Source organism: Azoarcus sp. Soil_N_20, assembly GCF_057656155.1.
Map to the genome: position 1 here is coordinate 344,351 of NZ_JBDGKX010000002.1, position 25,501 is coordinate 369,851.

Below are 25,501 nucleotides of genomic sequence, written 5' to 3' on the forward strand. Positions count from 1 at the left end.
CGCGGTGAAGGGTGGTGAAGGGCTGAAGGCCAGGGGGATTCTAGCAGCCTGGCGAACTGGAGGCCGATCCCATGCGCCGGCATGAACAGGCCGCATGGGCGGGTGCGGTGCGACCTGATCGCGGTTTCCTATAATGAAAACCGATTCGATCGTGTCCGCAGGAGCCGATATGTCAGACCACGACACCGTCCGTGACCGCATCGTCGACACCGCCATTGCATTGGGCGAACGCGACTGCTGGGAGACCGTGCGTCTGCACGAGGTGGCGTCGGAGCTGGGAATCTCGCTGGACGAAATCCGCCATCATTTCCGTGAGAAGGAGGACATCGTCGATGCGTGGTTCGACCGTGCCGACGGCGCCATGCTCGCCGAGGCCGAACGCCTGGCCTTTGCGCACCTGCCGACGCGTGCCCGGCTGCATCGCCTGATCATGGCGTGGCTCGATGCGCTCGCGCCGCATCGCAGGCTTACGCGCGAGATGATCCACGGCAAGCTCGAGCCGGGACACCTCCATATTCAGATTCCCGGCCTCCTGCGCGTCAGCCGCACCGTGCAGTGGATGCGCGAGGCCGCGCATCGCGACGCCAGCTTTGTGCGACGGGCGCTGGAAGAGACCGGGCTGACGACGATCTATCTGATGACCTTTGCCTACTGGATGTACGACGGCTCGGAAGATGCGGAGCGCACGCGCCGGTTTCTCGATGACCGCCTCGAAACGGCCGAGTCGCTCAACCAATGGGTGTTCCACGGGTGCGGTGGATGTTGGGCGCGTCGCGGCGTGCGCACCACCAAGGATGCACTGCACCCGTCCGGCAACGGGCCGGTGCCCTGACCGGTCTGGCGAATTGGATCCGCGAATGGATCCACTGACCCACGCCCTCAGCGGCGCCCTGATCGCGCGTGCGACCGCCGCGACCCCGCCGGGGCCCGGCGCGCTGCCGGTTCGCTCCCGGGTGGCGGCGGGCTTTGTTGCCGCCGTGTTTCCCGACGTCGACATCGTGCTGCGCTTGATAGACACCATCACCTACCTGAACTGGCATCAGGGCATCACCCATGCACCGCTCATGGTGCCGCTGTGGGCTCTTGCGCTGGCGCGCCTGTTTGCGTGGCTCGACCCCGCGCACCGCCGCTGGCAAGCCTTCTTCGGACCGGCTTGCCTGGGTATCGGCATCCATATTGGCGGCGACCTCATTACTGCCTACGGCCTGATGTTGCTCGCGCCCCTGTCGACCGCGCGCTACTCGGTGCCGCTCGCGTTCGTCATCGATCCATGGATCAGCGCCATCGTCGTCGCCGGCCTGTGCGCGGGCGTAGCGCTGCCGAAGCGACGCTCACCCGCGGTGCTCGCGCTGATTGCGCTGCTTGCCTATATGAGCTTTCTGACGCAGCAGATGCAGCGGGCGCGAGACGCGGGTGCCGTGCATGCGGACCGCCGTGGCCTGGCGACGGTCGCGGTGCATGTGCTGCCGCAGCCGCTGTCCCCGTTCAACTGGAAGCTGATCATCCGCGATGGCGATACCTATCATGTTGCCCACATCGCGCTGGTGGAGGCGCGGCATTTGTGGCCACCGTTGAGCTGGATCGGCGCCTTGCAGACCCTGCATTCGGCGTTCCGGCCGGTGATGCGGGCGCAGTGGCAAGTGCTTGGCCGCTTCGGCGATGCCGCGGCTGCGAGCGACTTCGCCCGTGACGCATGGCACCAGCCCGCCTTCGACGGCTTTCGCCGCTTTGCGGTGTTTCCGGTGCTGGAGCGGGTGGACGAGGACGGCGGGGATGGGGCCGAGCGCTGTGCATGGTTTGTCGACATGCGCTTCGTGCTGCCGTCCATGCCGCCTTCTTTTCGCTATGGCGCGTGCCGCGACGAGGGTGGCGAGTGGCGCATGCACCGCGCCCGCGGTGCGTTCCTGATCGACTGACGGCGCCACCGCCGACGGCGGTGCGATCGGCAGACCACCGCGGGTCGTCTTGATCTATCGCGCGTGTCCGCTCGGGCTTGAATGAGCGTGCTGATCCACGGCGGGGCGATCCTGCCCGATTTCATCGCGCCACGCTTCCGGAATCCACCGAAGGTCCGCCGCTTCGTCGATGTCACGCAGGCTCGGCAGCCGGTGCACGGTCCAGCCGAGGGTTTCGATCCGGTTCAGGGTTTCCCGCGCCACAGTGTCGGTGCTCCAGCGGATGTGGTCGAAGATGGTCGCATCGAACCGGTTCAGCCCGAGCAGGGCATAGCCGCCGTCCGCCGTGGGCACGATCACCGCGTCGTGCTCCGACAGCGATCGGGCGGCCGTCTGCAGCATGCGCCAGTCCAGTTCCGGGCAGTCGGTTCCGATCAGCAGTAGCCGCTGACCGGCGTCGAGCCACCGCCTGGCGGCACGTGCCATGCGCTGGCCGAGGTCGCCTTCGCCCTGATCGGACCATTGCAGCCGGGGCGGCAGGGTCGGGCGGTGCCACGCCGGGTCATTCATCGACGGGCTGGCGCAAAGCTCCACCGCACCGACACCCGCCGCAATCGCCTTGTCCACCGTATGTGCCAGCATCCGTCGCGCCAGCCGGGTTGCGCCCTCTGCGCCGAGCGCGGGGATCAGCCGCGTCTTGACCCGGCCGGCGACCGGCGCCTTGGCGAAGATGACGATCCGGGTCGGCTTCATGCGCGCTCCATGCTCATCCGCGGCGCCACGCGTGATACCGGCCCAGCCAGGCCAGCGTCCGCTGCGGCGCGTGCGCGCGCTTCCACTCGCCGGCGGCGTACTTGTTGGCCTCGGACAAGGTGGGGTAGGTATGGATGGTGCCGAGGATCTTGCTCAGCCCCAGGCCGTGCTTCATCGCCAGCACGAATTCGGCGAGCAGGTCGCCAGCATGCTCGCCGACCAGGGTGACGCCGAGGATGCGGTCCCTGCCGGGCGCGGTCAGCACCTTGACGAAGCCGTAGGCCGCGCCGTCGGCGATCGCGCGGTCGAGGTCGTCGATCCCGTAGCGGGTGACTTCGAAGGGGATGCCCTTCTCCTTCGCCTCATGCTCGCTGAGCCCGACCCGGGCGACCTCCGGATCGACGAAGGTGGTCCACGGGACCACCGAGTAGTCGGCCTTGAACTTTCGCACATTGCCGAACAGGGCGTTGACCGCGGCATACCAGGCCTGGTGGGCCGCGACGTGGGTGAACTGGTAAGGGCCGGCGACGTCGCCGGCGGCGAAGATGTTGGGGTAGAGCGTCTCCAGGTAGTTGTTGGTGATCACCGTGCGTTCGACCGGAACGCCCAGATCCTCCAGTCCGTAACCGCTCAGGCGTGGAGCCCGACCCACCGCACACAGCAGGGTGTCGAACTCGATGCGCTGCTGCTGGCCGGCGTGCTCGACCACAATGAACTTGCGCACCTCAACGCCGTCGCCTTCGCGTCCGCAGCGAACTGCCCGGTGTCCAGTCAGTACGGTGACGCCGTCATGTTCAAGCGCCGTGCGCACCAGTGCGGAGACCTCGCTGTCTTCGCGCGGCAACAGCTCGGGTCTGCCCTGGATCTGGGTGACCTGCGAACCGAGCCGGGCGAGGGCCTGCGCCAGTTCGCAGCCGATCGGCCCGCCCCCGAGCACCACCAGCCGCGCGGGCGGCGCGTCGAGACGGGAGAACGCATCCCACAGGGTGTCGCTGGTCAGCGGGGCGACGTCTTCGATGCCCGGCAGCTTCGGGATCACCGGGCTGGCGCCGGCCGCGATGACGATGCTGCGCGTGGTGAGGCGCTGCACACCGCCATCGTTCAGCTTGACCTCGACCGTCCACGGATCGACCACTTTGGCGTAGCCCTGCAGCACCTCGACCCCGAGCGCAGTGTAGCGCTCGACGCTGTCATGGGGCTCGACGCTGCGGATCACCGCATGGATGCGCGCCATGACCTTGCGAAAGCTGAATGCCGGCTCGCCGGGCTCCAGCCCGTAGCGCTCGCCATGGCGAATCTGGTGGGCGAGCTTGGCGCTGCGGATCAGCGCCTTGCTCGGCACGCAGCCGTAGTTGAGGCAGTCGCCGCCCATCCGGTGCGCTTCGATCAGGGTCACCTTCGCCTTGACGGCCGCGGCGATGTAGGCGGTCACCAGGCCGGCTGCGCCCGCGCCGATCACCACCAGGTTGCGGTCGAAACGCCGCGGTCGGGTCCACCGGGCATACACCCGGCGCCGCTGCAGCCAGCCGAGCACGCCTTTCGCGATCAGCGGAAAGACCCCGAGCAGCGCGAACGACGCCAGCAGCCCGGGCGACACGATACCGGCCAGGCCGTCGATGCGGGCGAGCTGGGTGCCCGCGTTTACGTACACCAGCGTGCCAGCCAGCATCCCCACCTGGCTTACCCAGTAGAAGGTGGCGGCGCGGATCGGGGTCAGGCCCATCAGCAGGTTGATCAGGAAGAAGGGGAATACCGGCACCAGGCGCAGGGTGAACAGATAGAAGGCACCGTCCTTGCGCATGCCTTCATTGAGCGCCTTGAGGCGGTCGCCGAAGCGCGCCTGCACGCTGTCGCGCAGCACGTAGCGCGAGGCCAGAAAGGCCAGCGTGGCGCCGATGCTCGACGCAAAAGACACCAGCACCAAGCCCTGGACCAGGCCGAACAGCGCGCCACCGGCCAGCGTCATCACCGCCGCGCCGGGCAGCGACAGCGCGGTGACCACGATGTAGAGCGCGAAGTAGGCGGCGGCGACCAGCACCGGCGACGCTTCGTGCCAGGCCACGAAGCGCTCCATGCCGGCCTTCAGTCCTTCCAGCGTCAGCCACTGGTGCAGATCGAAGGCAAAGAACAGACCGACCATCACCGCGATGGTCAAGATCAGGACGAGTCTTCTCATCGTGCCTGCTCGTGCAGCGCACCGCCGCAGCTGCTGCCCTGGCCGGCCGTACAGCCGTAGCAGTGGTCAGCAACGCGAATCGGGCGTCCCTCCGGGTTGGCGTGCACCAAGTCGCGCAGGTGGGGACGCCCCTGACCGGCGGTGGCCAGGCCGAGCTGCTGATTGAAGTCGCAGTCGTAGAGATAGCCCTGCCAGTCCACGCTGATCAGGTTGCGGCACATCACGCCGTCGAGGTTGCCGTGATCGAAGTTCGCCTTCAGCAGCGCCATGTAGTCCTCGAACAGCCCCTTCGAGACCAGCGTCGAGCCGAAGCGCTGGATCGGCATGTTGGCGAGCGCATACAGCTCGTTGAACACGACACCGAAGTGGTCGAACAATTCGCGCTTGTAGTCGGCCTGCAGCTTCGCCTGGTCCGGCGGCAGCGACGGCCCCTGCGGGTTGTACACCAGATTGAGCACCAGCCCGGAACCCGGCACGCCATAGCCGCGGGCATTGAGCTGGCGCAGGGCGGCAATGCTCTTGTCGAACACCCCCTTGCCGCGCTGCTGGTCGACGTTTTTCTCGGAGTAACAGGGTAGCGAGGCCACCACCTCGACCTGTTGGCCGGCGAGGAAATCGGCCAGATCCTCATGGCCGGACTCGAACAGGATGGTCAGATTGCAACGGTCGATCACCCGCACGCCCAGCGCGCGAGCGCTGGCAACCACCTGGCGAAACGCCGGATGAAGCTCGGGCGCGCCCCCGGTCAGGTCCAGCGTCTCGATCCCGCGCGCCTCGATCACGGGGCCGATCAGCGCCAGGGTGTCGTCGTCCATCATCTCGGTACGACCCGGTCCCGCGTTCACATGGCAATGCACACAGGTCTGGTTGCAGCGATAGCCGAGGTTGACCTGCAGCGTGCTCAGACGGTGGCGCCTGAGTGCGGGGAAATCGGTTGCCTGGAGCAGGGGCAGCGTGGCATGCATGGAGGTCCTTGTGTCGGCAAGTGTGACGATCGGTCGATTGACGGTGGCTTGCAGGCTTGGTCGTGCGACTGTCGCGGATTCTTACATCCCGTGCGCCTGACCGTCTCGAAAAATCTTTTCGGCAGGCGTGTAAGAAAGCCCCGGTGCAGGCCGACCAAGCCAGCGAGACGTCGAACACATCGCTCGGCGTGTCGCTCATCAGCCCCAGTTCCCGTCCATCCCAGGAGATCTACATGTCGCAATCCACCACCACCCGCTACGCTTCCGCCGCTGCCATGGCGCTCGCACTGAGTGCAGCGCTCACCATCGCCGCCACGCCGGCCGCTGCCCAGTCGGCGGACAAGGAAAAATGCTTCGGGGTCGCACTCAAGGGCAAGAACGATTGTGCCGCCGGGCCCGGAACCACCTGCGCCGGCACCTCGAAGGTCGATTATCAGGGCAATGCCTGGTCACTGGTCCCGAAGGGCACGTGCGAGAAGACCGCATCGCCGACCTCGCCGACCGGCTCCGGCCAACTTGTAGCGTTCAAGGAAAAGAAGGCCTGATCGTCCCCCATCGCGCGGAGCGCCCGAATGAGCTCATCTTGCCAGGCACCCCTGTCGCCCGCCCGGCGTGCGTCCGCCAGCGGTCGGCACGTATCGCGACCGCCCGTCCGGGGCCTGCCCGCACGGGCCGGTCTCGGGCTCAAGCCGGTGCATTTCGGGGACATCCTCGGCTCCCGGCCGGAGATCGGTTTTTTCGAGATCCATGCCGAGAACTACATGGTGCCCGGCGGTCCGCTGCATCACTACCTGGGGCGCATCCGCGAACACTACCCGCTGTCCGTGCACGGCGTCGGCTTGTCGATCGGCGCCGAGGCGCCGCTCGATGCGGCCCATCTCGATGCACTCGCGGTGCTGGTCGATCGCTATGCGCCGCAGTCCTTCTCCGAGCACCTGGCGTGGTCGAGTCATGGCGGGGTCTTCCTCAACGACCTGTTGCCCCTGCCGTACACGCTCGCCACGCTGACCCGCGTGTGCGATCACATCGACCAGGTGCAGGCGCATCTCGGTCGTCGCATGCTGCTCGAGAACCCGGCGACCTATGTCGAATTTGCGGCCTCGACCCGGTCCGAAGCCGACTTCATCGCCGAAGTGGTGCGGCGCACCGGTTGCGGTCTGCTGCTCGACGTGAATAACGCGCATGTTTCGTGCGTCAATCACCATCGAGATGCCCACGCCTACCTCCGCGCCCTGCCGCTCGACCGGGTGGAACAGATCCATCTTGCCGGATTCGCCGTCCAGGCCGACGCCAACGGCGACCCACTGCTCATCGACAGCCACGGTGCACCGGTTGCGCAGGCGGTCTGGGCGCTTTACGCCGAAGTGCTCGAGCTGACCGGGCCGCTCGCCACCCTGATCGAGCGTGACAACGACATTCCGTCCTTGGCCGTGTTGCTGGCCGAGGCCGACACTGCCGACGCCATGCTGCTGCCGACCGCGCCCACGGCGGCGACCGCTGCCGCGCATGTGCCCGTCGGGGTACAGGCATGACCGCCCAGGCGAGCTTCGCCCGGGCCCTGCTCGATCCGGCGTGGGCCTGTCCTGACGGGTTGCGGGCATGGAACGGCTCCGATCCGGCAACGCGCTTCGCGGTGTACCGCAACAACGTCGTGGTTTCGCTGGTCGATGCGCTGAGTACCACCTTTCCGGTGTGCGGTGCGCTGGTCGGCGAAGCCTTCTTCCGCGCCATGGCGCGGGAGTTCGTCGCGGTGCGGCCGCCACGCTCGCGCGTACTGGCCTTCTACGGGCGCGATTTTCCCGCCTTCGTCGACGCCTTCGCGCCGGCCGCATCGGTCCCCTATCTGGCCGACGTGGCCCGCCTCGAGATGGCCCGACTGGAGGCCTGCCATGCCGCCGATGTCGAAGCGCTGGCGCCGGACGAGATCGCGGCGGCCTTGGCGGACCCCGCCCGCTTGCCCGCCCTGCGCATCGAGGCCCATCCGTCGGCGGCCGTCCTGCGCTCCCGATTCGCGGTGTTCTCACTATGGGCCGCACATCAGGGCGAGGGCGCGCCGGAGATCGAACTGGCCACCGTCGACCCCGCGCAACCCCAGAGCGTGCTCGTGGTGCGTGCCGGGCTCGATGTGCACTGCGTCGAACTTGCCCCCGCCATCGCCGTGTTCATCGACCGACTCCTCCATGGGGCCGGGCTTGCGACGGCGCAGCACGCCGCGCACGGAGCCGGCCCCGATTTCGATCTCGTCACTGGGCTGACCATCCTGCTGCAGTGGCAGATCATCACCGCCCTCCACATCGGAGATCATCATGAGCACCCGCACTGAAGCCGCAGCCGGCGCCGGATCTGGCACCGGATACCCCCTGCATCGGCAGGCCGAGCGCCTGATCGGCCTGTTCGGCCGGATTCCCGACACCTTGATCGCGCTGATCGCCCGCTTCTCGATTGCCGGCGTGTTCTGGAAATCCGGCCAGACCAAGGTCGAGGGGCTGGCGATCGACCTGATCAACGGCGAGTTCACGCTGGGGCTGCCGAGCCTGTCGGACAGTGCGCTATACCTGTTTCAGGAGGAATACCGCCTGCCGCTGATTGCGCCCGAGCTCGCCGCGCCGATGGCCGCCTTCGCCGAGCATCTGTTCCCGATCCTGATTCTGTTCGGCCTGGCGACGCGGCTGTCGGCACTCGCCCTGCTGGTGATGACGCTCACCATCCAGATCTTCGTCTATCCCGATGCGTGGCCGACCCACGGCGTGTGGGCGGCCGTGCTGCTGTACCTGATGGCCCACGGGCCGGGGCGCGCCTCGGTGGACCACTGGATTGCAATGCGTCAGCGCGGACGCTGATCGGGCGAGCGGTTCGGCGTCGGTGCGGGAGCGGCGGGTGAAGGCACGGTCGAACGAGGCGCATCCCGGGGGATACGCGTCAGTCGGCCCGGGTCGCGAGCTGCTGCGCCAGGGTGCACAGCGCGTTGCCGTGCTCCAGACCGTCGATGAAGCGTTGCGGGATGCCCGCCAGGCCGACCTGTGCCCCGACCAGCGCCCCGGTGAGCATGGCACGAGCCTGGTTCTGCCCGCCGCCATTGATCGCGTGCAGCACCGCAGACTCGAAATCGTGCCTGAAGCGGGCGGCCAGGTAATAGGCCGCCGGCAACTGGTGATAGATCGCGCACGGCATGCCATACACCAGCGATACCTTCCACGCCGGCTCGATGCGGATATCGGGGTCGGCGGCTGCCGCGGCCATGTAGGACGGCGTCAGCAGTGCGTCCGGTGAGGAAAAACGCCCGGCGGACGGCCCCTCCGGCACATCGGCGCGGGGCGTCTGGAGCATGGCGCCGGTCACGGTGTGGAAGGGCAGGGCGCCCGCTTTGACCTGGGCCATCAGCTTGCCCGAGATCGCAGCGTCGAGGGGCTCCCCCTGCACCAGCAGGCCGAGCACCGCGCCATAGGCTACGGTCATCGCCACGATCGCGGCGTCGGCCTGGGTGAGTACGGTATTGCGCGCGATGTCGGCGGCCAGTCGATCCGGCTGCCGTGCGTAGCGCACCGCGATCGCCAGCGTGCGCTCGATCGCCTCGGTGGTGTCGGCATGGCCGCCGGTTTCGCCCCACGGCTTGCGCTGCTGTACCCGGCGCCGCCAGGCCTCGCGGATCGACTGGCTGGTGTAGCCACCCGGCCCGCCCATCGGCGAGCCGTCCAGCAATGGAAACAGGTCCTCGTCCAGTCGCCGGCAGAAATCGGCTTCGTCGTAGCCGCCGCATTCGACCAGGGACTCGAGCGTGAGCTGCAACAGGATGCCGGCCTGCGACAGCTGCCCGGCCTTCATGCCCGCATGGTAGCGGCCGGGTTTGGGCTCGGTATAGCCGTCGATCCAGTTGCCATGGTCGCGGCGCAGCTCGTCGAGGTCGTAGTACCAGTGCGGGCCCAGGCCCAGCGCATCGCCGATGAAGGCGCCCATCAGGGCGCCGGCGGCGCGGTCGCGGCGGGAGGGCTTGTCCATCGGTGGGCTCCGGATAAGGGGAATGCAGGTCAGACCCGCGAGCGGCGGGGCGGTTCGGGCGGCCGGCTCAGCGCCCGCTCGATGAACTGGCGCGCCACCCGCGGTCGCGGCAGCTTGCCGGCGAACCACTGGCGCACGTCGGTATCGAGTCCGATGCCGTGCATGTAGTTGTACAGCGCCTTGTTCAGGGCCTTGCCGAGCGCGTCATGATCCACCCCGGTGGGGTCGATGAAACCGATGTCGTTGCGCGCGAAGTTGCCCGCAGGCAGTGGCACCAGGCGCACGCCGTATTCTTCCGGGTGCATGCCGACCGGCGAATGCACGGTGCACGCGAAGCGGTGGAAGAAGCCCGACTGGATGCAGCCGGCCTCGAACAGCTGGCGCACGTATTCGAGCGCATCCACCGTGTCGTGCACGGTCTGGGTCGGGAAACCGTACATCAGATAGGCATGGACCAGCACGCCGGCCTCGGCAAAGGCGTGGGTCACGCGCGCAACCTGGTCGACCGACACGCCCTTCTTCATCAACGTGAGCAGGCGGTCGGACGCGACCTCCAGGCCGCCGGAGATGGCGATGCAGCCGCTGTCGGCGAGCAGCTGGCACAGTTCGGGGGTGAAGGATTTCTCGAAGCGGATATTTCCCCACCACGAGATCGACACCCCACGGCGCAGCAACTCCTCCGCCAGCGCTTTCAGGGCTTTCGGCGGCGCGGCCTCGTCGACGAAGTGGAAGCCGGTCTGGCCGGTTTCGGCGATGATCGCCACGATCCGGTCGACCAGCAGGGCGGCCGGGGCGCCATCGTAGCGGCCGATGTAGTCGAGGCTGACGTCGCAGAAGCTGCACTTCTTCCAGTAGCAGCCGTGGGCCACGGTGAGCTTGTTCCAGCGCCCGTCCGACCATAGCCGATGCATCGGGTTGAGCATGTCGAGCAGCGACAGGTAGCGGTCGAGCGGCAGGCCGTCCCAGGTCGGGGTGCCGACTTCGGCGAACGGAATGTCGGGCTCGACCAGATTGACGTAGCGCACCGCGCCCGGCTCCGGGTCGCGCACGAAGGTGCGCACCAGACGCTGGCACGAGCGCTTGCCGCGCAGGTGCTCGAGCAGCGCCAGTAGCGGGCGTTCGCCGTCGTCGAGGGTGACGTAGTCGAAGTAATCGAACACCCGCGCCTCGCCCAGTGCGCGCAACTCGGTGTTCACATAGCCGCCGCCGAGCACGGTGACGATCTCGGGGTGCCGGGCCTTGATCGTCTGCGCAATCCGGAACGCCGCATACACCGCGCCCGGAAACGGAACCGACAGCAGCACCACCTGCGGCGCATGGCGCCTCAATGCGTCGATGACGAGGGCCTGCAGGGTCTCGTCCACCAGATTGGGGGCGGCGGCCAGCGCCAGCGCCAGCGGTTCGAAAGTGGGCTGGCTCAGCGCCAGCGACTCGGCGTAGCGCACGAACTCGAAGCGCGGATCCACCGCCTCGCGCAGCACGTCGGCGAGGTCGTCGAGGTAGAGGGTCGCGAGGTGGCGGGCGCGGTCCTGCTGCCCGAGCGAACCGAAGGCCCACGCCAGCGGATCGCCGCCGTCGGGGTCGTAGTACACCTCGAGGGCGTCGAAACGCGGGCCCTCGGGCAGAAAGGCGCGGCTGCAGATGCGGTGGGCGACGGTCGGGTCGCGTCCTTGCAGGAAGGCAATCGTGGGACTGATGGTGACCCGGTAGCGATCGAAGTGATCGAGAAAGTGCTGCACCGTCGGCGGGCGCCGCCGGACCGGCATCTCGTCCGCCCGTGCGCGGATCGCCTCCAGGCCGTCGGGGGACAGGAGGCGTAGCACCAGCGCCAGCGCGAGATCTTCCTGCACCGCGTCGACGCCGCGCGAACGCAGGAAACCGGTCAGGTAGGCGGTAGACGGGTAGGGCGTATTGAGCTGCGTCATCGGCGGGATGACGGCGAGGACGCGCAGCGGCAGGTCGGACATCGGCGGGCGGATCGGGCGGGGGAAGAAGGCAGTTCTACCACGAACGGGGCCGGGGTGGGCGCCTGCGGCGTCGTGATCAGGAAGTCGCTGCGCGTGCCCGCCGGTGCGCCCGGTGCGCCGGTGGGCTGCGCCGGCAGTCGCTCAGGCGCTCCTCGGCAGGACGAGGCGAAACACGGCGCCGGGACCGGCGTTGCGGAGTTCGACGTGTCCGCCATGCTGGCGGGCGGTCTGGTAGGCGAGATAGAGTCCGAGACCGGCGCCGCCGCCTACCGGCCGGGTGGTGAAGAAGGGCTCGAAAATGTGCGCGGCGATGGCGCTGTCGACCCCCGGGCCGGTGTCGATGATTTCGAGCCAGACGTGCTCGGCATCGTGATCGGCGACGCAGCGGATGACGCCCTCCTGGTCGCCCAGTGCCTTCACCGCATTGTCGAAAATCTCTTCGACCGCACTGGCGATGGCGTGCGGCGAGACCAGTGCGGTAATCGGACAATCGCACGCGCAATCGATCCGGATCGAAGGCGGCAGCGTCGGCGTGCGCTCGAGGATGACCTGGCTGACGATGCTGTTGAAATCGGTCGGGACCGGAAGCTCGGCGATACCGACGGCGCTGCGGCGCAAGCCGTCGACAATGCGACCGATCCGCTCCAGCCCCGCGTGCGACTCGCCCAGCAGTTCGGGCGCATCTTCGCGGATGAAGGCACGGTCCGCCTGGTCGCAAGCATTTTTCCACGGCTTCTCGAGCGGCCCGCCGGCGGTGAGGCTGTCGGCCTGATCGCTGAGGTCGAGCAGCCGCATGCAGTAGTCGCCGAGCGCATTGAGATTGCCGCCGACATAGCCGAGCGGGGTGTTGAGTTCATGCGCCATGCCGGCCGCGAACTGACCCAGTGCGGCCATCTTTTCGGCCTGGACAATTTCCTCCCTGGCCGCTTCGAGGCGCAGCACCGCGTCCTGCAGCTCGGCGGTGCGCGCGGCGACCCGGGTCTCGAGTTCGGCATGGGCCGTGATCAGCGCTGCATTGCGTTCGGCAACCGTGCTGTACAGCGTGTGCACGGCGTTGATCAGCGCGGTCATGGCGGGGTCGGCGGCACGCGACTCGTGCTCGAACGCGTCGGCCGCAGCGGTGCCACCCGCGATCGACCGCAGCTGACGGGCCATCGACATGTCGATGCCGAGGATATGCAGCACCAGCCAGCTCGAAACATAGCGCAGCAGTTCGGGCAGCGCACCGCGCTGGTCGCTGGCTGCGCTGCCGGCAAGGGTATCGATCTGGCCGACAAAGTCGGCATGGGCGCGACAATGCGCATCGAAATGGCGACGATCGATGCCGCCGTTCAGCATCATCTGCTCCTCGGTGCTGAAGTGCAGTTCGGCGTATTTGCGCAGGCCGCCGAGTACGTGATCGAGCTCCTCGCCGGACAGCGGTCGCCCCGAGGCCAGACGCTCGCCCAGGCGATTGATCAGCTCGACGAGCTTGTAATGCTGCTGGTCGACCTCACCAAAGCCGGTCTCGAAATAGTCGGCCCAGGCAAAGGGCGCCGCGCCGTCCGCCGCTTCCCTGGTCATGTGCGCTCCGCGGTCTGCGGCGCGGCAATGCAGATCGTGATCGGACGCCCCTCGGTGCGTTCGAGGCGCAGCAGCTGCTGGACGATCGTGTCGTCGACGACGAAACCGCGACTCAGCAGCAGATAGCCATCGACGTGCATCAGGTCCTGCGCCAGCACCATGCCGGCCGCCAGCTGCGAGGGCCGCAGGCGCCGCTCCGGACGCGCGCGCTCGGGCGGGACCGCTGCGGCGACGGTGGCGAGGGCGTCGACCACTTCCGGATCGAAACGTTTGCCGCGATGCGAGACGATGAATTCGAGTGCGTCCTTCGGGCTGAGCGTGCGCCCCACCATGGTGCCGAGCTGCAGCGCGTCGTAGGCGTTGGCCACCGCCAGGATGCGGGCGAGGCGCGGGATGGCCAGACCCGCAATGCCGTCCGGGTAGCCGGTGCCGTCGAAGTGCTCGTGGTGGCCGCGGATGATGCCGGCCGCCTCGCGCAGCGGGGTGATGCCGATGAGCAGGGTTTCGGCGCGCGCCGGATGCAGCATGACGGTTCCGCGTTCTTCGGCGTGCAGGGTGCTGAAAGGTTTGGCGAGGAGCTCGTCCGGAAAGCCGATCTTGCCCATGTCGTGCAGCATCCCGGCAAGCACGAGGGTCTGCTGATCGGCGTCGCCGACCCCGAGGCTGCGCGCGATCGAGCGCGCCAGGTCGGCCACCCGCCGCCCGTGTCCCTTGAGCAGGGGGCTGCGCGATTCGATGAGGTCGCAGAAAATGCGCACCGTGGCCATGTACGACTGCCTGAGCTCGCGATGGGCCTTGTCCACCGTGGACAGCGCCGCGCTGAGCTCGCTGGTGCGGGCCTGCACCTTGGCTTCGAGTTCGGTATTGAACTGGCGCAACTGCTCGTTCTGCTCGGCGATAGTGCGCGACATGCGCTCGTTCTCGCGCTTGAGCCGCTCGTGCGCGAGAGCGTCGCGGACAATGAGACGCAGCTCGTTGTCGTCCCAGGGCTTGGACACATAACGATAGATCTGGCCGAGGTTGATCGCGTCGATCGTGGACGCCATGTCCGCATAGCCGGTGAGCAGGATGCGGACGCTGCCCGGATAGCGCTCGCATGCGGTGGCCAGCAGCTGGGCGCCGGTCATGCCGGGCATGCGCATGTCGGACAGGATCAGATCCACGCTTTCGGCGGCCAGCAGTTCGAGTGCCTCATCGCCGCTTTCGGCGGTGAGTACGCGGTATCCCTCCGGTCTGAACAGACGGCGCAAGCTGGACAGGATGTTGGCCTCGTCATCGACCAGCAACAGGGTGGCCGCCGGAGCCGGCGCGGCAATCGTATTCATGATGATTCGCCGGAATCGGTCGACGCGAGGGTTTCCATGCGCGACAGGGTGGTCAGCGGGAGTTCGATGGTGAAGGTACTGCCCTGGCCGTGCACGGTGGTGGCCGAGAGCCGGCCGTGATGCTGGAGGACGATGTCCTGCGCCAGCGACAAGCCCAGGCCGGTACCCTTGCCCGCCGGCTTGGTGGTGAAGAAGGGATCGAAGATGCGGCCCAGATGCTCGGGGGCGATGCCGCTGCCGGTGTCGTCGATGCGGATCACGACATTGTCCGCCTCGATCGCGGTGTGCACCGTGATCGTGCCGTGGGTCTCGATCGCCTGGGTCGCGTTGGCGAGCAGGTTGAGAAATACCTGGTTGATCATCGACGGCACGCACCAGACCTCGGGCAGGTCGCCATAGCGACGAACGACCTCGGCCTTGTTCTTGATTTCGTAACGCAGGATGTTGAGGGTGGAGTCGAGCCCGCGATGGAGGTCGGTGAATTGCCACTCCTGCTCGCCGACACGCGAAAAATCCTTCAGGTCACGGACGATGCGCTGCACGCGGTCGAGGCCGTCGCGGGTCTCGGCCAGCAGGGAGGGCAGGTCGTCGCGCAGGAAGTCGATATCGGCGACCCGATAGATGGCCTCGGCCTCCGCCCGTTCCTCGCCCTCGGCGGTGGCCGCGCGGTAGGCTTCGAGCACGGCAAACAGCTGGCTCACATACCGTTCCAGGGTAGAGAAGTTGGAGCTGACGAAACCGAGCGGGGTGTTCATTTCGTGCGCCACGCCGGCCGCCAGCTGGCCGATCGCGGCGAGCTTTTCGGACTGGACGAGCTGCACCTGGGCACCTTCGAGCTGGCGGTTGAGGCGCACCGTCTCGGCCAGCTGCTGCTGCAGGACGGTCTCGGCCTGTCGCGCCTGGCTGATGTCGCGCTGGGTGCCGACCATTCGCACCGGGTGGCCCTCGGCGTCGCGCTCGACCAGACGGCCGCGAACCTGCATCCACAGATACTCGTCATCGCGGTTGCGGATGCGCAGGTCACAGCCGAACGGGCGATCCTCGCGTTCGAAGTGGGCTGCCACACCCCCGCGCAGGCGTGGCAGGTCGTCCGGGTGGACGCGGGCGAGCAGTTCGTCGCAGGAAGTGCCCAGTTCGTCGTCCGCGTAACCGAGCATGGCCTTGAAGCGTGGCCCGCATACGATCGTGCCGGCGGCGATATTCCAATCCCATGCACCGTCGCCGGCGCACTCGAGCGCAAGCCGCCAAGCATCTGCCATTCCATCCGGATGCGGGCGCAGCCAGCCCTCCGGCTGCTGTTCGTCCGGCGCGTCCGGGTTCGCGGAGGATCCATGTGCGGACATTATTTGTCCCGCTTGATCAAGATTAAGCGAGGATATCGGCAGCGCCGGCTAAAATCCAGATATACATCGGCAACACACCATGCATAGGGAGTCACCGTGTCCCCTGGAAAATCTGGCGCTGGCGGCCCTGACGGCGGGATCGAGCTTGACCCGGCACGGCTTTGTCCGGGGCTGTTCGTGCGCCTGAACCTGAACTGGATGGAACATTCCTTTCTGTTCAGTCAGTTCAGGATCACCAGTGACGCCCAGGTCCGGGAACTGCAGGCGCTCGGGCTGAAATCGATCACCTACTACCCGGCCCGCAGTACGGCGCGGCCGCTCGATGAAGGAGCGCTGCCTCCGATGCCCGCGCCTGACGCAGTGGCGCCAGCGGGCGCGGCTCCCGTTCCGGGTGCTGAACCGGCTCCCGCTGCTGCGCCGGCGACCGCTGCACCGCTTGCTTCGACGCCACCTTCGGAACCGGCTCCACCTTCGGAATCGTCTTCATCTTCGGAACCGGCGCCAGCTTCGGAATCGATACCGGTTGCTGCTGCGGGCAATGCTGCCCGGACTGCCGACGATCCCGTGGAGGGGGAGGCGTCGCGCGCCGATGCGGACGGGAGCGTGGCCGCTGCGGTCCCGGAGGCGGTGCTGCAAAAGGCGACCCAGGCCCGCAAGCTGGCGGCGCAACGCGCCGAGATCGCGCGCTGCGAGCAACAGTATGTGGCGGCAGCGGCCGAGGTGCGGACGGTGATGCGTGATGTGTCGCCTGCGGGCGCCAAGGCTTTGGAGGCAGCACGCAGGCTGGTCGGCGGCATTGTCGACGGACTGTCGGTGTCGGGCGACATCGTGATTCACCTGATGAACGAAAAACTGTCCGACGAAACCGCCTACTTCCACGTCCTGAACGTCGTGATCCTGTCGATGTTGCTCGGACGGGAACTGAAGTTGCCGCCGGAGGTGCTGCGCCTGCTCGGCGAAGGTGCGCTGTTCCACGACATCGGCAAGCTGCGGATACCGGACACCGTGCTGCGCAATGACAGACGCAACCGCCACGAGGAAGAATTCTTCCGCCTGCACACCACCTATGGCCGGGAGATGGCGCGTGAGGCCGGCACCCTGGCGCCGGCGGCTTGCGACGTGATCGAGCTGCATCACGAAACGATGGACGGCAAAGGCTACCCGCGCGGCCTCCGCGGCCAGCAGATACCGCTGCTGGCGCGGATCGTCGGGATCACCAACCGCTACGACAATCTGTGCAACCCGCTCAATGCCGACGCTGCCCTCACCCCGGCCGAGGCGCTCACCCAGATGTTCCGCGCCGAAGGCAACGCCTGGGACAAGACCATGCTGCAGGTCTTCATCCGGCTGATGGGGGTCTATCCACCCGGGTCCCTGGTACAGTTGTCGAACGGCAATGTGGCGCTGGTGGTGGCGGTCAATCACGCCGACCTGCTGCGTCCGTCGGTGATGGTGTTCGACCCCTCCATTCCCAAGGAGAATGCGCTGGTCGTCGATCTGATCGAGGAGCCAGACGTGCAGATCGATCTGGTGCTCAACCCGCGCGAGCTCGATCGGCCCGCGCTCAACTATCTGTCGCCGCGGCGGCGGATGAGCTACTACCACACCCATCGGCAGGCCTGAGCCGGATCGCGGAGGCCGGACATGGCGCCCGCCTTCCATGCCTCCGGCCCATGCCATTTGTGGATAGCAGTTAGCGTGTTTCGGCCTTGTCCGGCCTGACCGGGCAGGACACAATCGATCGCTTCCGCTCGCGCGTCCGGCCGTCGTTCCCATGTCCTCTCCCCTGGTAGTGCTCATCCTTTCGCTGCTGCTTGGCTTGCAGCCGGTCACCACCGATCTCTACCTCCCCGCGCTGCCGGCGATCACCGACGGTTTCGGTGGCTCGATGGCGCAGGCGCAACTGACGCTGTCCGGCTTGCTGCTGGCCTTCGGCCTGTCACAACTGGTGTGGGGGCCGCTGTCCGATCGATTCGGGCGCAGGCCGGTGCTGTTGGTCGGGCTCGTTGCCTACACCATCGCGGCCATCGGCAGCGCCTTCGCGCCGTCGATGAGCCTGCTGGTGGTGTGGCGCATCGTGCAGGGGGCGGCGATGGGCGCCTCGGTGATGTGCGCGCGCGCGATCGTGCGCGATCTTTATTCGCCGGAGGCGGGCGCGCGCGCGATGAGCAAGGGGCTCTCCGGCCTGGGCGTGATCGCGTGCCTGAGTACCCCGCTGGGCGGGCTGCTGTCGGATCTGTTCGGCTGGCGGGCGGCGCTGCTGGCGCTGGCGGTGTTCGCGGCGACGGCGCTGGCGGTGGTGGTGATGCGCTTCGAAGAGAGCATGCGTACGCCCAATCTCCGCGCGCTCGAGCCCCTCACCCTGGTCCGTACCTGGGCCGGCATCCTGCGCCATCCGACCTTCTGGGCCTTCGCCCTGCTCGCCATGACCTCCTACGGCGGGCTGTTCACCTTCCTCGCCGCCTCGTCGTTCGTGTTCATCAAGTTGCTCGGCCTGTCGAAGACGGTCTACGGCGGACTGATGTTCTCGATGGCGGCCTCATACCTGGTCGGTACGGTGCTGTGCCGGCGCCTGCTCAAGCGCTACGGGGTGCACCGCACGGTGGCCATCGGCGGCATGTTGTCGCTGGTCGGCGGCACCACCCTCGGCGTGCTGGCGCTGGCCGGGGTGTACACCGTTTGGGGGATCATGGTGCCGGTCTATGTCTTCATGCTCGGTCACGGCATCCATCAGCCCTGCGGCCAGAGCGGCGCGGTCGGACCATTCCCGCACACCGCGGGGGCGGCCTCGGCGCTGAGCGGCTTCCTGATGATGCTGTCGGCCTTCGGCATGGGGCACTGGCTCGGAGCCCGCATGGACGGCACCGTGCTGCCGCTGACCAACGGCATGTGGTTCTGGGGCGTGATGACGGCGGCCGTGGCCTGGGGGCTGGTGTGGCGGACCCGGGCGGCCAGCAACTGAGGCGTCGATCGCGAATCGGGTGTTGATTCGATCGGGTCCTGCGCACCGCGCTCCGGACGCGGTCCGCCAGTACGGTCCGATCGGGTGAATCGGTCCGCTTGATGAGTATCAAGGCCCGGTCAATATGCCCGAGCATAATGCTCAACTATCGAACCGCGAGTACGCATGCAAGTGCGCACTTCTCCGCGAATGGCCAGAAAATTCCCCCTTCATCCCAAACATCCCGAGCGAATCTGCTGGGGGTGCGACAAGTATTGTCCGGCCGATTCGCTGAACTGCGGAAATGGTTCGGGTCGTACGCTGCACCCGGCCGAGATGCTGGGGGACGATTGGTACCGGTGGGGCGATTGGGGCCTCGACGTGCCAGACGAAGCCGAGGACCCGCCAGTGCTTTGCGCAAGCGCGGATAGCGCGAAGTGCTGAACGATGTCCTGAGTCTCGATCCCGTCACCCGCCCGCAAGCCCGTCGCGATGCGGTGCGCCCGGATGCGCGTGGACCCGCGCGACCGTTTCGCGTCCCGGGCAACAAGGGTATCTGGGTGGGCATCACCTGCGTGCTGGTCGAGTTTGCCGTCCTGTTTACGGTGTACTTCATTGCCCGTGCCCATTTTCCAGCGGCGTTCGAAGCGGGCCACACGCGGCTGTCGCAGGTGGCGGGCACTGCGATCACCTTGCTGCTGCTCACCAGCAGCCTGTTTCTCGCGTTGTCGGTGCATGCGATCCGCGCTGGCGCGCGGGGGCGATCGCTGCTGTGGCTCACCGGCGGTCTGGTGCTGGCGCTCGGCTATCCCCTGCTCAAGTATCTGGAGTTCGACTGGAATCTGTCACATGGCATTCGTGGCAATTCCGGCATTTTCTTCACGGTGTACTACTACCTGACGCTGACCCACCTGGTGCATGGCTTCTGGGGCATTCTCGGCATCCTGTGGGTTTTGGCGCGGAATCTTGCCGGGGCCTACGACGCATCCGAGCATTCCGGCCTGGAGGCCCTGGCCTGCTACTGGCATGTGACGGACATGATCTGGCTGATCATTTTCTCGCTGTGTTACGTACTGGTTTGATCAGGAGGACGGCTCAGATGCGCGCGCAAGCTTCTCGCACAAGTGGCCTCACGCTTGCCGGCGCCTGGTTGCTGCTCGTGATGTTGACCCTCGGGAGCCTCGGTGCCGGGCAGTGGTATCACGGTGCCTCGTGGCTGCCGCTGGCGATTGCCGCCCTCGTATGGGTCAAGGGAACGCTGATCGCGCGTTACTTCATCGAGGCGAATCATGCCCATCCGTTCATCCAGTGGGTGCTCCGGGCCTTCATCGCCTTCGTTCCGATCTGGCTGCTGCTCTCCGCCTGGCTGGGCGAGCGTCTCGCCCGGTGGACGACGCTATGAGATGCGGCTGGCGATGGCGGGGCGTGAACCACCGCCGCTGCCGCGCCATTCGATCGGCATTGCACCTGCATGCCCCGTCTTTCGTGCGGGCCGCCGCGGGGCGAGATCGCGGCGCGCACTGAGTCGCTTGCGTCGGCGCTGCTTGTCCCTGCGTGCTGATCGAAGCCGGGACGGCGCGGGTGTCAGGCCGCAGGGCCGAAGCCCATCGGTGCCGGGGCCAGCGCGAGAATCTTCTGGTACAGCGCCTCGGCTTCTTCCTTGGGCTTGATCCCGAACAGCGGGTTGTCGTTCTCGCGGAAGGCGGTGTTGATCTCGTCCCAGTCCTCGGCGGTGAGCACGCGTTCGGCAATCGGCATGAACACGTCTTCTTCGGTCGAGAGGTGGGCCCACTCGAGTTCGGCATAGTGCTCGGCAGTGGCGAAGAACTGCTCGCGCGCCGCGGCGTCGCCGTTCTGGAACGCGGTCAGCTGTTTCTTGAGCGCTTCCATCATCGGATAGCCGAGCTGGTGTTCGCGTTCGAGCTTGGCGATCAGCGCGTCGGCCTCGTGGGTGCGGCGCTTGACCGCGGCGAACAGGTACTTGTCTTCCTTCGGATGGTGCCAGCGGTCGGGGTAGGACACGACGTAGTCGAGGATCGCCTTCAACAGCGGGAAATTGGCAGCGGCGCCGGCGCGCATCTGCCTGACCAGGTGGCGCAGCGAATACAGCACCGCGCTGATTGCGAGGTGTTCGTCCTTGATGATCTGGATGGCTTCGGGTCTCACGGTGTTCTCCTCACTTTCCCGGTTTATCGTTGTGGCGTCGGTCGATGTTTACACGCGTTCGATCGCGAGCGCGATGCCCTGGCCGACGCCGATGCACATGGTCGCCAGGCCGTAGCGGCCGCCGCTGGTTTCGAGCTGATTCAAGGCGGTGGTCACCAGGCGTGCACCGGAGGCGCCGAGCGGATGGCCGATGGCGATCGCGCCGCCGTTCGGGTTGACGTGGTCGGCTCCGTCGGGCAGTCCGAGCTGGCGGGTCACCGCCAGCGCCTGGGCGGCGAAGGCTTCGTTGAGTTCGATGACATCGAAGTCGCCGATCTTCATGCCGAGGCGGGCGAGCAGCTTGAGCGAGGCGGGTGCCGGGCCGATGCCCATGATGCGTGGCGCCACCCCGGCCGCGGCGGCGCCGAGGATGCGCGCGCGCGGGGTGAGGCCGTGGCGCTTGACCGCGGCTTCGGAGGCGAGCAGCACCGCGGCGGCGCCGTCATTGACGCCGGAGGCGTTGCCGGCGGTCACCGAGCCGTCGGGGCGGACCACCCCCTTGAGCCTGGCGAGCATTTCGAGCGTGGTGTCGGGGCGGGGATGTTCGTCGGCGTGCATGCGCTCAGGCTCACCCTTCTTGCGCGGGATGTCGACCGCGACGATCTCGCGCGCGAAGAAGCCGCGTTCGGCGGCGGCCGCCCAGCGCTGCTGGCTGCGCAGGGCGAGGGCGTCCTGGTCGGCACGGCTGACGTTGAAGTCGGTGGCGACGTTCTCGGCGGTCTCGGGCATGGAATCCACGCCGTATTGCGCTTTCATCAGCGGGTTGACGAAGCGCCAGCCGATGGTGGTGTCCTCGATCCTTGCGCTGCGCGAGAACGCGGTGTCGGCCTTGGCCAGCACGAAGGGGGCGCGGCTCATGCTCTCGACCCCGCCGGCGATCATCAGCGCGGCTTCGCCGCCGGCGATCGCGCGCGCGGCGCTGCCGATGGCGTCGAGGCTGGAGCCACACAGGCGGTTGACGGTGCTGCCGGGCACCTCGACCGGCAGGCCGGCCAGCAGCGCGGCCATGCGCGCGACGTTGCGGTTGTCTTCGCCGGCCTGGTTGGCGCAGCCGTAGATGACGTCGTCGACCTGAGACCAGTCGACGCCCGCGTTGCGCGCCATCAGGGCCTTGATCGGCAGCGCGGCGAGGTCGTCGGTGCGCAGGGACGAGAGCATGCCGCCGTAGCGGCCGAACGGGGTGCGGATGGCGTCGCAGAGATAGACGGTGGCGGTCATGGCGTATCGGTCGGTCAGTCTTCGTCTGAAGAAAAGCGGGGGGCGCGTTGCCACGCCCGCCCGGAAGGAGAGAGTTGGAGACAACCCTCTGGAGAAAAAATGCCCAGCACGTTTCGCTCAGTACGTTTCAATATGGAAGCGGCCCTTGGCAAGAATCTGCGGGCGCAGTGCTTCCCAGTCGATGCCGTTGGCGCGGCAGATGTCGCGGAAGGCTTCGAGTACGCCCGCTTCCATGCCCTTCAGGCCGCAGATGTAGATGTAGGCGTTGTCGTCGGTGAGCATCTTGAACACCTTGTCGGCTCGCTCGCGGATGCGGTCCTGGACGTACATCTTGGGCTCGTCCGGTACGCGCGAGAACGCGAAGTTGATGTCGATGAAGTCCTTGGGCAGCTTCTGCAGCGGGCCGAAGTAGGGCAGTTCGCCGGGTGAGCGGGCGCCGAAGAACAGCAGCAGCTCGCCACCTTCCTTGAGCTCCATGCGCCGCCGGCGGCGCTCGGTCATCGCCCGCATCGGCGCCGAGCCGGTGCCGGTGCAGATCATCATGATCGACGAACCGGGATTGTTCGGCATCAGGAAGGTCGAGCCGTAGGGGCCGGTGACCTGCACCTTGTCGCCCTTCTTGAGGTCGCACACGTAGTTCGAGGCGACGCCCTTGGCCGGCTTGCCTTCGTGGTCTTCGGCGACGCGCTTGACCGTGAGCGACAGGTTGTTGTGATGCGGGCGCTCGCCTTCGCGCGGGCTGGCCACCGAGTACATGCGCAGCAGGTGGGGCTTGCCCCTGTCGTCGGTGCCGGGCGGGATGATGCCGATCGACTGGCCTTCGAGCACCGGGAAGGGGGTCGCGCCGAAGTCGAGCACCACGTGGTGGATGTCGCTGGAGGCGTCTTCCGCGGTCAGGCGGTAGTTGCCGGTGACGGTGGCGGTGACCGGGGTGGCCGGCGAGTACAGGTTCACATAGGGGTGCGACGCGGACCACGGTGCGAGCGCCGGGCCACCATGGCCGGCGGTGGCGACGTCGGTGATCTGCTGCACTTCGGCCGGCGTCTCGTTGGCAGCCGCGCCGGTGCTGGCCTCGAACTTGTCGAGGTCGCGGGTGTCGGGCAGGACGTCCCAGCCGAGCTGGTCGTCGAGCGAATAGGATGCTGCGGATTCGACATTGCGCCAGGAGTCGATCGCGCCGGTCGGACAGGGCGAAATGCAGGCCAGGCAGCCGTTGCAGACGTCGAACTTGACGACGTAGTTGCGCGCGTCGTGGGTGATGGCGTCAACCGGACAGATCTCCTCGCAGGTATTGCAGCGAATGCAGATCTCCGGATCGATCAGGTGTTGCCGGGCGATGTTGGCGTGCTCTGCTGGCGCGTTCATGTTGTCTCCTTTCTCCGTAGGGTGTGTGAGGTTGTCGCCCTCCCCTTCAAGGGGGCGGAGGCGGGGTTTCGCGGAGCATCGCTGCGCGCCGCCGGAGCGGCCGAGCGTAGCGGAGACTCCCGGGTTGGGGTGGGGATGGGTGGTTTGAGCGGCGCCGATGAAAACCCATCCCCCTCCTGTCCTCCCCCTTGAAGGGGGAGGAACCCTCCAATGCCCGCCTGCTGTTAATTAAACCGCACGTACTCGAAGTTGATCGGCTGGTTGTTGATGCCGCGACCCGGCGCCGCAATCCAGTTGGCGAACTTGCCCGGCTCCAGACAGCGCCCCATCAGCGAATGAACGTACAGACGGTCCTCGTCGCTGGGCAGCCACTGCAGGTGCTTGTGGGTCCATTCGACTTCCGACAGCAGGCGGCCGTCCGGGCTCACATGCACGTCGGAGAACATGCCGATCGCGCGGTGGAAGCCCTTGTGCGGCAGGGTGAACTTGAAGTCGAAGCCGAACTTGGCCGGGATGCGGTTCCAGCGGTCGACGCCGGCCTGCACGTCGGTGATCCAGTCGTCGCGCAGGCGCTCGTTGAGCGCCGACAGGGCGGCGACGTGGCGGCTGCCGATCTTGTCGCCGGCGACGTCCATCACTTCGTACTCGTTGTTCATCAGCTTGTGGTCGTCATCGATCTTGGTTTCCTCGAAACGGCCCTTCAACCCGGTGGTGTAGTAGGTCGCGGCGTTCGACGACACTTCGTTGCCGTACAGGTCGCTGGTCACGCTGAAGTGGAAGTTCAGGTACTTCTGCAGCGTCGGCAGGTCGATCACGCCGGCGGCGCGCAGCTTGTCCTTGTCGTCGGTCTTCAGTTGCTGCATCACTTCGCAGGTGCGCTGGATGATGCGGGCGATGCCGGACTCACCGACGAAGAGGTGGTGCGCTTCTTCGGTCAGCATGAACTTGCAGGTACGCGCCAGCGGGTCGAAGGCCGACTCGGCCAGCGAGGCGAGCTGGTACTTGCCGTCGCGGTCGGTGATGAAGGTGAACATGAAGAAGCTGAGCCAGTCGGGCGTCTTCTCGTTGAACGCGGTCAGGATGCGGGGATTGTCCTCGTCACCGGAACGGCGCTCGAGCAGGGCCTCGCCTTCCTCGCGGCCGTCGCGGCCGAAGTGGGCGTGCAGCAGGTAGACCATGGCCCACAGGTGGCGGCCTTCCTCGACGTTCACCTGGAACAGGTTGCGCAGATCGTACAGCGACGGCGCGGTGAGACCGAGGTGGCGCTGCTGCTCGACCGATGCCGGCTCGGTGTCGCCCTGGGTCACGATGATGCGGCGCAGGGTGGAGCGGTATTCGCCCGGCACTTCCTGCCACACGTCGTCGCCCTTATGGTCGCCGAAGGTGATCTTCTTGTTCTGCTCCTGCGGGGTCAGGAAGATGCCCCAGCGGTAGTCGGGCATCTTGACGTGGTCGAAGTGGGCCCAGCCGGTCGGGTCGACGCTGACCGCGGTGCGCAGATACACGTCGTAGTTGGTCGAGTTGTCCGGACCCATGTCGTCCCACCACTGCAGGAAGGCCGGCTGCCAGTGCTCGAGGGCACGCTGCAGGGTCTTGTTCTCCGACAGGTTGACGTTGTTCGGGATGCGGTCGCTGTAGTTGATCATGTCTCGCTACTCCTCTGGTTTTGACGATTCGGACCTGGCCTCCGGGCCACGGCTCCGCTTTCTGCTACTGACCTCCTGAACCGCGTCAAGGCGCCGACTGCAACGGCAGAGGGACGGCTTGCCACGCGGCTGAACGAGGGATT

23 protein-coding genes are annotated in these 25,501 nt (G+C 67.0%); 11 read left to right on the top strand and 12 right to left on the bottom strand.

Annotated elements, in window-relative coordinates; translation table 11 throughout:
- Positions 1-169 precede the first annotated feature (169 nt).
- Both AC3A35_RS06150 and AC3A35_RS06155 read left to right on the top strand, forming a co-directional pair.
- Positions 170-832, top strand: coding sequence for a hypothetical protein (locus AC3A35_RS06150; protein WP_487435069.1), 663 nt, complete (start codon positions 170-172; stop codon positions 830-832).
- 25 nt (positions 833-857) lie between these two features.
- The gene (locus tag AC3A35_RS06155; protein ID WP_487435070.1) at positions 858-1,916 is read left to right on the top strand and encodes a metal-dependent hydrolase; all 1,059 of its coding nucleotides are present in this window, start codon (positions 858-860) and stop codon (positions 1,914-1,916) included.
- A gap of 54 nt (positions 1,917-1,970) precedes the next feature.
- Here the strand turns inward: AC3A35_RS06155 and AC3A35_RS06160 are convergent, their stop codons facing one another.
- The 3 genes from AC3A35_RS06160 to arsS are packed head-to-tail and all read right to left on the bottom strand — an operon-like array spanning position 1,971 to position 5,789.
- A complete protein-coding gene (locus AC3A35_RS06160; protein ID WP_487435071.1) occupies positions 1,971-2,648 on the bottom strand; it encodes a TIGR04282 family arsenosugar biosynthesis glycosyltransferase in 678 nt (225 codons plus the stop codon).
- A 13-nt stretch (positions 2,649-2,661) separates the two neighbouring features.
- Positions 2,662-4,824, bottom strand: a complete 2,163-nt coding sequence (locus AC3A35_RS06165) for a dihydrolipoyl dehydrogenase family protein (protein ID WP_487435072.1) — start codon at positions 4,822-4,824, stop codon at positions 2,662-2,664.
- Entirely contained in the window at positions 4,821-5,789 is a 969-nt protein-coding gene (gene arsS, locus AC3A35_RS06170; RefSeq protein ID WP_487435073.1) for an arsenosugar biosynthesis radical SAM (seleno)protein ArsS, read from the bottom strand. Before arsS ends, AC3A35_RS06165 begins: the two co-directional genes overlap by 4 nt.
- A 233-nt stretch (positions 5,790-6,022) precedes the next feature.
- On the opposite strand from arsS, the gene AC3A35_RS06175 reads away from it, so the two are divergent.
- The 4 genes from AC3A35_RS06175 to AC3A35_RS06190 are packed head-to-tail and all read left to right on the top strand — an operon-like array spanning position 6,023 to position 8,629.
- Positions 6,023-6,334 (top strand): BufA1 family periplasmic bufferin-type metallophore, encoded by a 312-nt coding sequence (locus AC3A35_RS06175; protein WP_487435074.1) that lies wholly within the window; start codon positions 6,023-6,025, stop codon positions 6,332-6,334.
- 27 nt (positions 6,335-6,361) lie between these two features.
- Positions 6,362-7,321, top strand: coding sequence for an MNIO family bufferin maturase (gene bufB / locus AC3A35_RS06180; protein WP_487435076.1), 960 nt, complete (start codon positions 6,362-6,364; stop codon positions 7,319-7,321).
- Positions 7,318-8,112 (top strand): HvfC/BufC N-terminal domain-containing protein, encoded by a 795-nt coding sequence (locus AC3A35_RS06185; protein ID WP_487435077.1) that lies wholly within the window; start codon positions 7,318-7,320, stop codon positions 8,110-8,112. The genes bufB and AC3A35_RS06185 overlap by 4 nt, the downstream gene beginning before the upstream one ends.
- Entirely contained in the window at positions 8,096-8,629 is a 534-nt protein-coding gene (locus AC3A35_RS06190; RefSeq protein ID WP_487435078.1) for a DoxX family protein, read from the top strand. The genes AC3A35_RS06185 and AC3A35_RS06190 overlap by 17 nt, the downstream gene beginning before the upstream one ends.
- Before the next feature lie 79 nt (positions 8,630-8,708).
- Here AC3A35_RS06190 and AC3A35_RS06195 read toward each other — a convergent pair whose 3' ends face one another.
- The 5 genes from AC3A35_RS06195 to AC3A35_RS06215 form a co-directional block, all read right to left on the bottom strand.
- Positions 8,709-9,785, bottom strand: coding sequence for an ADP-ribosylglycohydrolase family protein (locus AC3A35_RS06195; protein ID WP_487435080.1), 1,077 nt, complete (start codon positions 9,783-9,785; stop codon positions 8,709-8,711).
- Between the two features lie 29 nt (positions 9,786-9,814).
- Entirely contained in the window at positions 9,815-11,752 is a 1,938-nt protein-coding gene (locus tag AC3A35_RS06200) for a B12-binding domain-containing radical SAM protein (protein WP_487435081.1), read from the bottom strand.
- A gap of 141 nt (positions 11,753-11,893) precedes the next feature.
- On the bottom strand, positions 11,894-13,315 hold the full coding sequence (locus tag AC3A35_RS06205) for a hemerythrin domain-containing protein (protein WP_487435082.1): 1,422 nt from the start codon (positions 13,313-13,315) through the stop codon (positions 11,894-11,896).
- Positions 13,312-14,640 (bottom strand): response regulator c-di-GMP phosphodiesterase, NosR family, encoded by a 1,329-nt coding sequence (nosR, locus tag AC3A35_RS06210; RefSeq protein ID WP_487435083.1) that lies wholly within the window; start codon positions 14,638-14,640, stop codon positions 13,312-13,314. The genes AC3A35_RS06205 and nosR overlap by 4 nt, the downstream gene beginning before the upstream one ends.
- Positions 14,637-15,983 carry an ATP-binding protein gene (locus AC3A35_RS06215; RefSeq protein WP_487435085.1) on the bottom strand — a complete coding sequence of 449 codons (1,347 nt, stop codon included), beginning with the start codon at positions 15,981-15,983 and terminating at the stop codon, positions 14,637-14,639. The genes nosR and AC3A35_RS06215 overlap by 4 nt, the downstream gene beginning before the upstream one ends.
- A gap of 96 nt (positions 15,984-16,079) precedes the next feature.
- Here AC3A35_RS06215 and AC3A35_RS06220 point away from each other — a divergent pair, with 96 nt between their 5' ends.
- The 5 genes from AC3A35_RS06220 (at position 16,080) to AC3A35_RS06240 (ending at position 20,326) form a co-directional block, all read left to right on the top strand.
- Entirely contained in the window at positions 16,080-17,606 is a 1,527-nt protein-coding gene (locus AC3A35_RS06220) for an HD-GYP domain-containing protein (protein ID WP_487435086.1), read from the top strand.
- A 151-nt stretch (positions 17,607-17,757) separates the two neighbouring features.
- Positions 17,758-18,945: a multidrug effflux MFS transporter gene (locus AC3A35_RS06225; protein ID WP_487435087.1), complete on the top strand. Its 1,188-nt coding sequence runs from the start codon at positions 17,758-17,760 to the stop codon at positions 18,943-18,945.
- Positions 18,946-19,134: 189 nt separating this feature from the next.
- Positions 19,135-19,368, top strand: coding sequence for a DUF3079 domain-containing protein (locus AC3A35_RS06230; protein WP_487435373.1), 234 nt, complete (start codon positions 19,135-19,137; stop codon positions 19,366-19,368).
- A 53-nt stretch (positions 19,369-19,421) separates the two neighbouring features.
- Complete coding sequence (locus AC3A35_RS06235) at positions 19,422-20,006, top strand: cytochrome c oxidase subunit 3 (RefSeq protein ID WP_487435374.1); 585 nt, start codon at positions 19,422-19,424, stop codon at positions 20,004-20,006.
- A gap of 17 nt (positions 20,007-20,023) precedes the next feature.
- Entirely contained in the window at positions 20,024-20,326 is a 303-nt protein-coding gene (locus AC3A35_RS06240; RefSeq protein WP_487435088.1) for a cytochrome C oxidase subunit IV family protein, read from the top strand.
- 182 nt (positions 20,327-20,508) lie between these two features.
- On the opposite strand, the gene AC3A35_RS06245 is transcribed toward AC3A35_RS06240, so the two are convergent.
- The 4 genes from AC3A35_RS06245 to boxB form a co-directional block, all read right to left on the bottom strand.
- Entirely contained in the window at positions 20,509-21,090 is a 582-nt protein-coding gene (locus AC3A35_RS06245; protein WP_487435090.1) for a hemerythrin domain-containing protein, read from the bottom strand.
- A gap of 48 nt (positions 21,091-21,138) precedes the next feature.
- On the bottom strand, positions 21,139-22,347 hold the full coding sequence (pcaF, locus tag AC3A35_RS06250) for a 3-oxoadipyl-CoA thiolase (protein WP_487435091.1): 1,209 nt from the start codon (positions 22,345-22,347) through the stop codon (positions 21,139-21,141).
- A 117-nt stretch (positions 22,348-22,464) separates the two neighbouring features.
- On the bottom strand, positions 22,465-23,712 hold the full coding sequence (gene boxA, locus AC3A35_RS06255; protein ID WP_487435092.1) for a benzoyl-CoA 2,3-epoxidase subunit BoxA: 1,248 nt from the start codon (positions 23,710-23,712) through the stop codon (positions 22,465-22,467).
- 224 nt (positions 23,713-23,936) lie between these two features.
- Positions 23,937-25,358, bottom strand: coding sequence for a benzoyl-CoA 2,3-epoxidase subunit BoxB (gene boxB, locus AC3A35_RS06260; protein WP_487435093.1), 1,422 nt, complete (start codon positions 25,356-25,358; stop codon positions 23,937-23,939).
- Positions 25,359-25,501 lie beyond the last annotated feature (143 nt).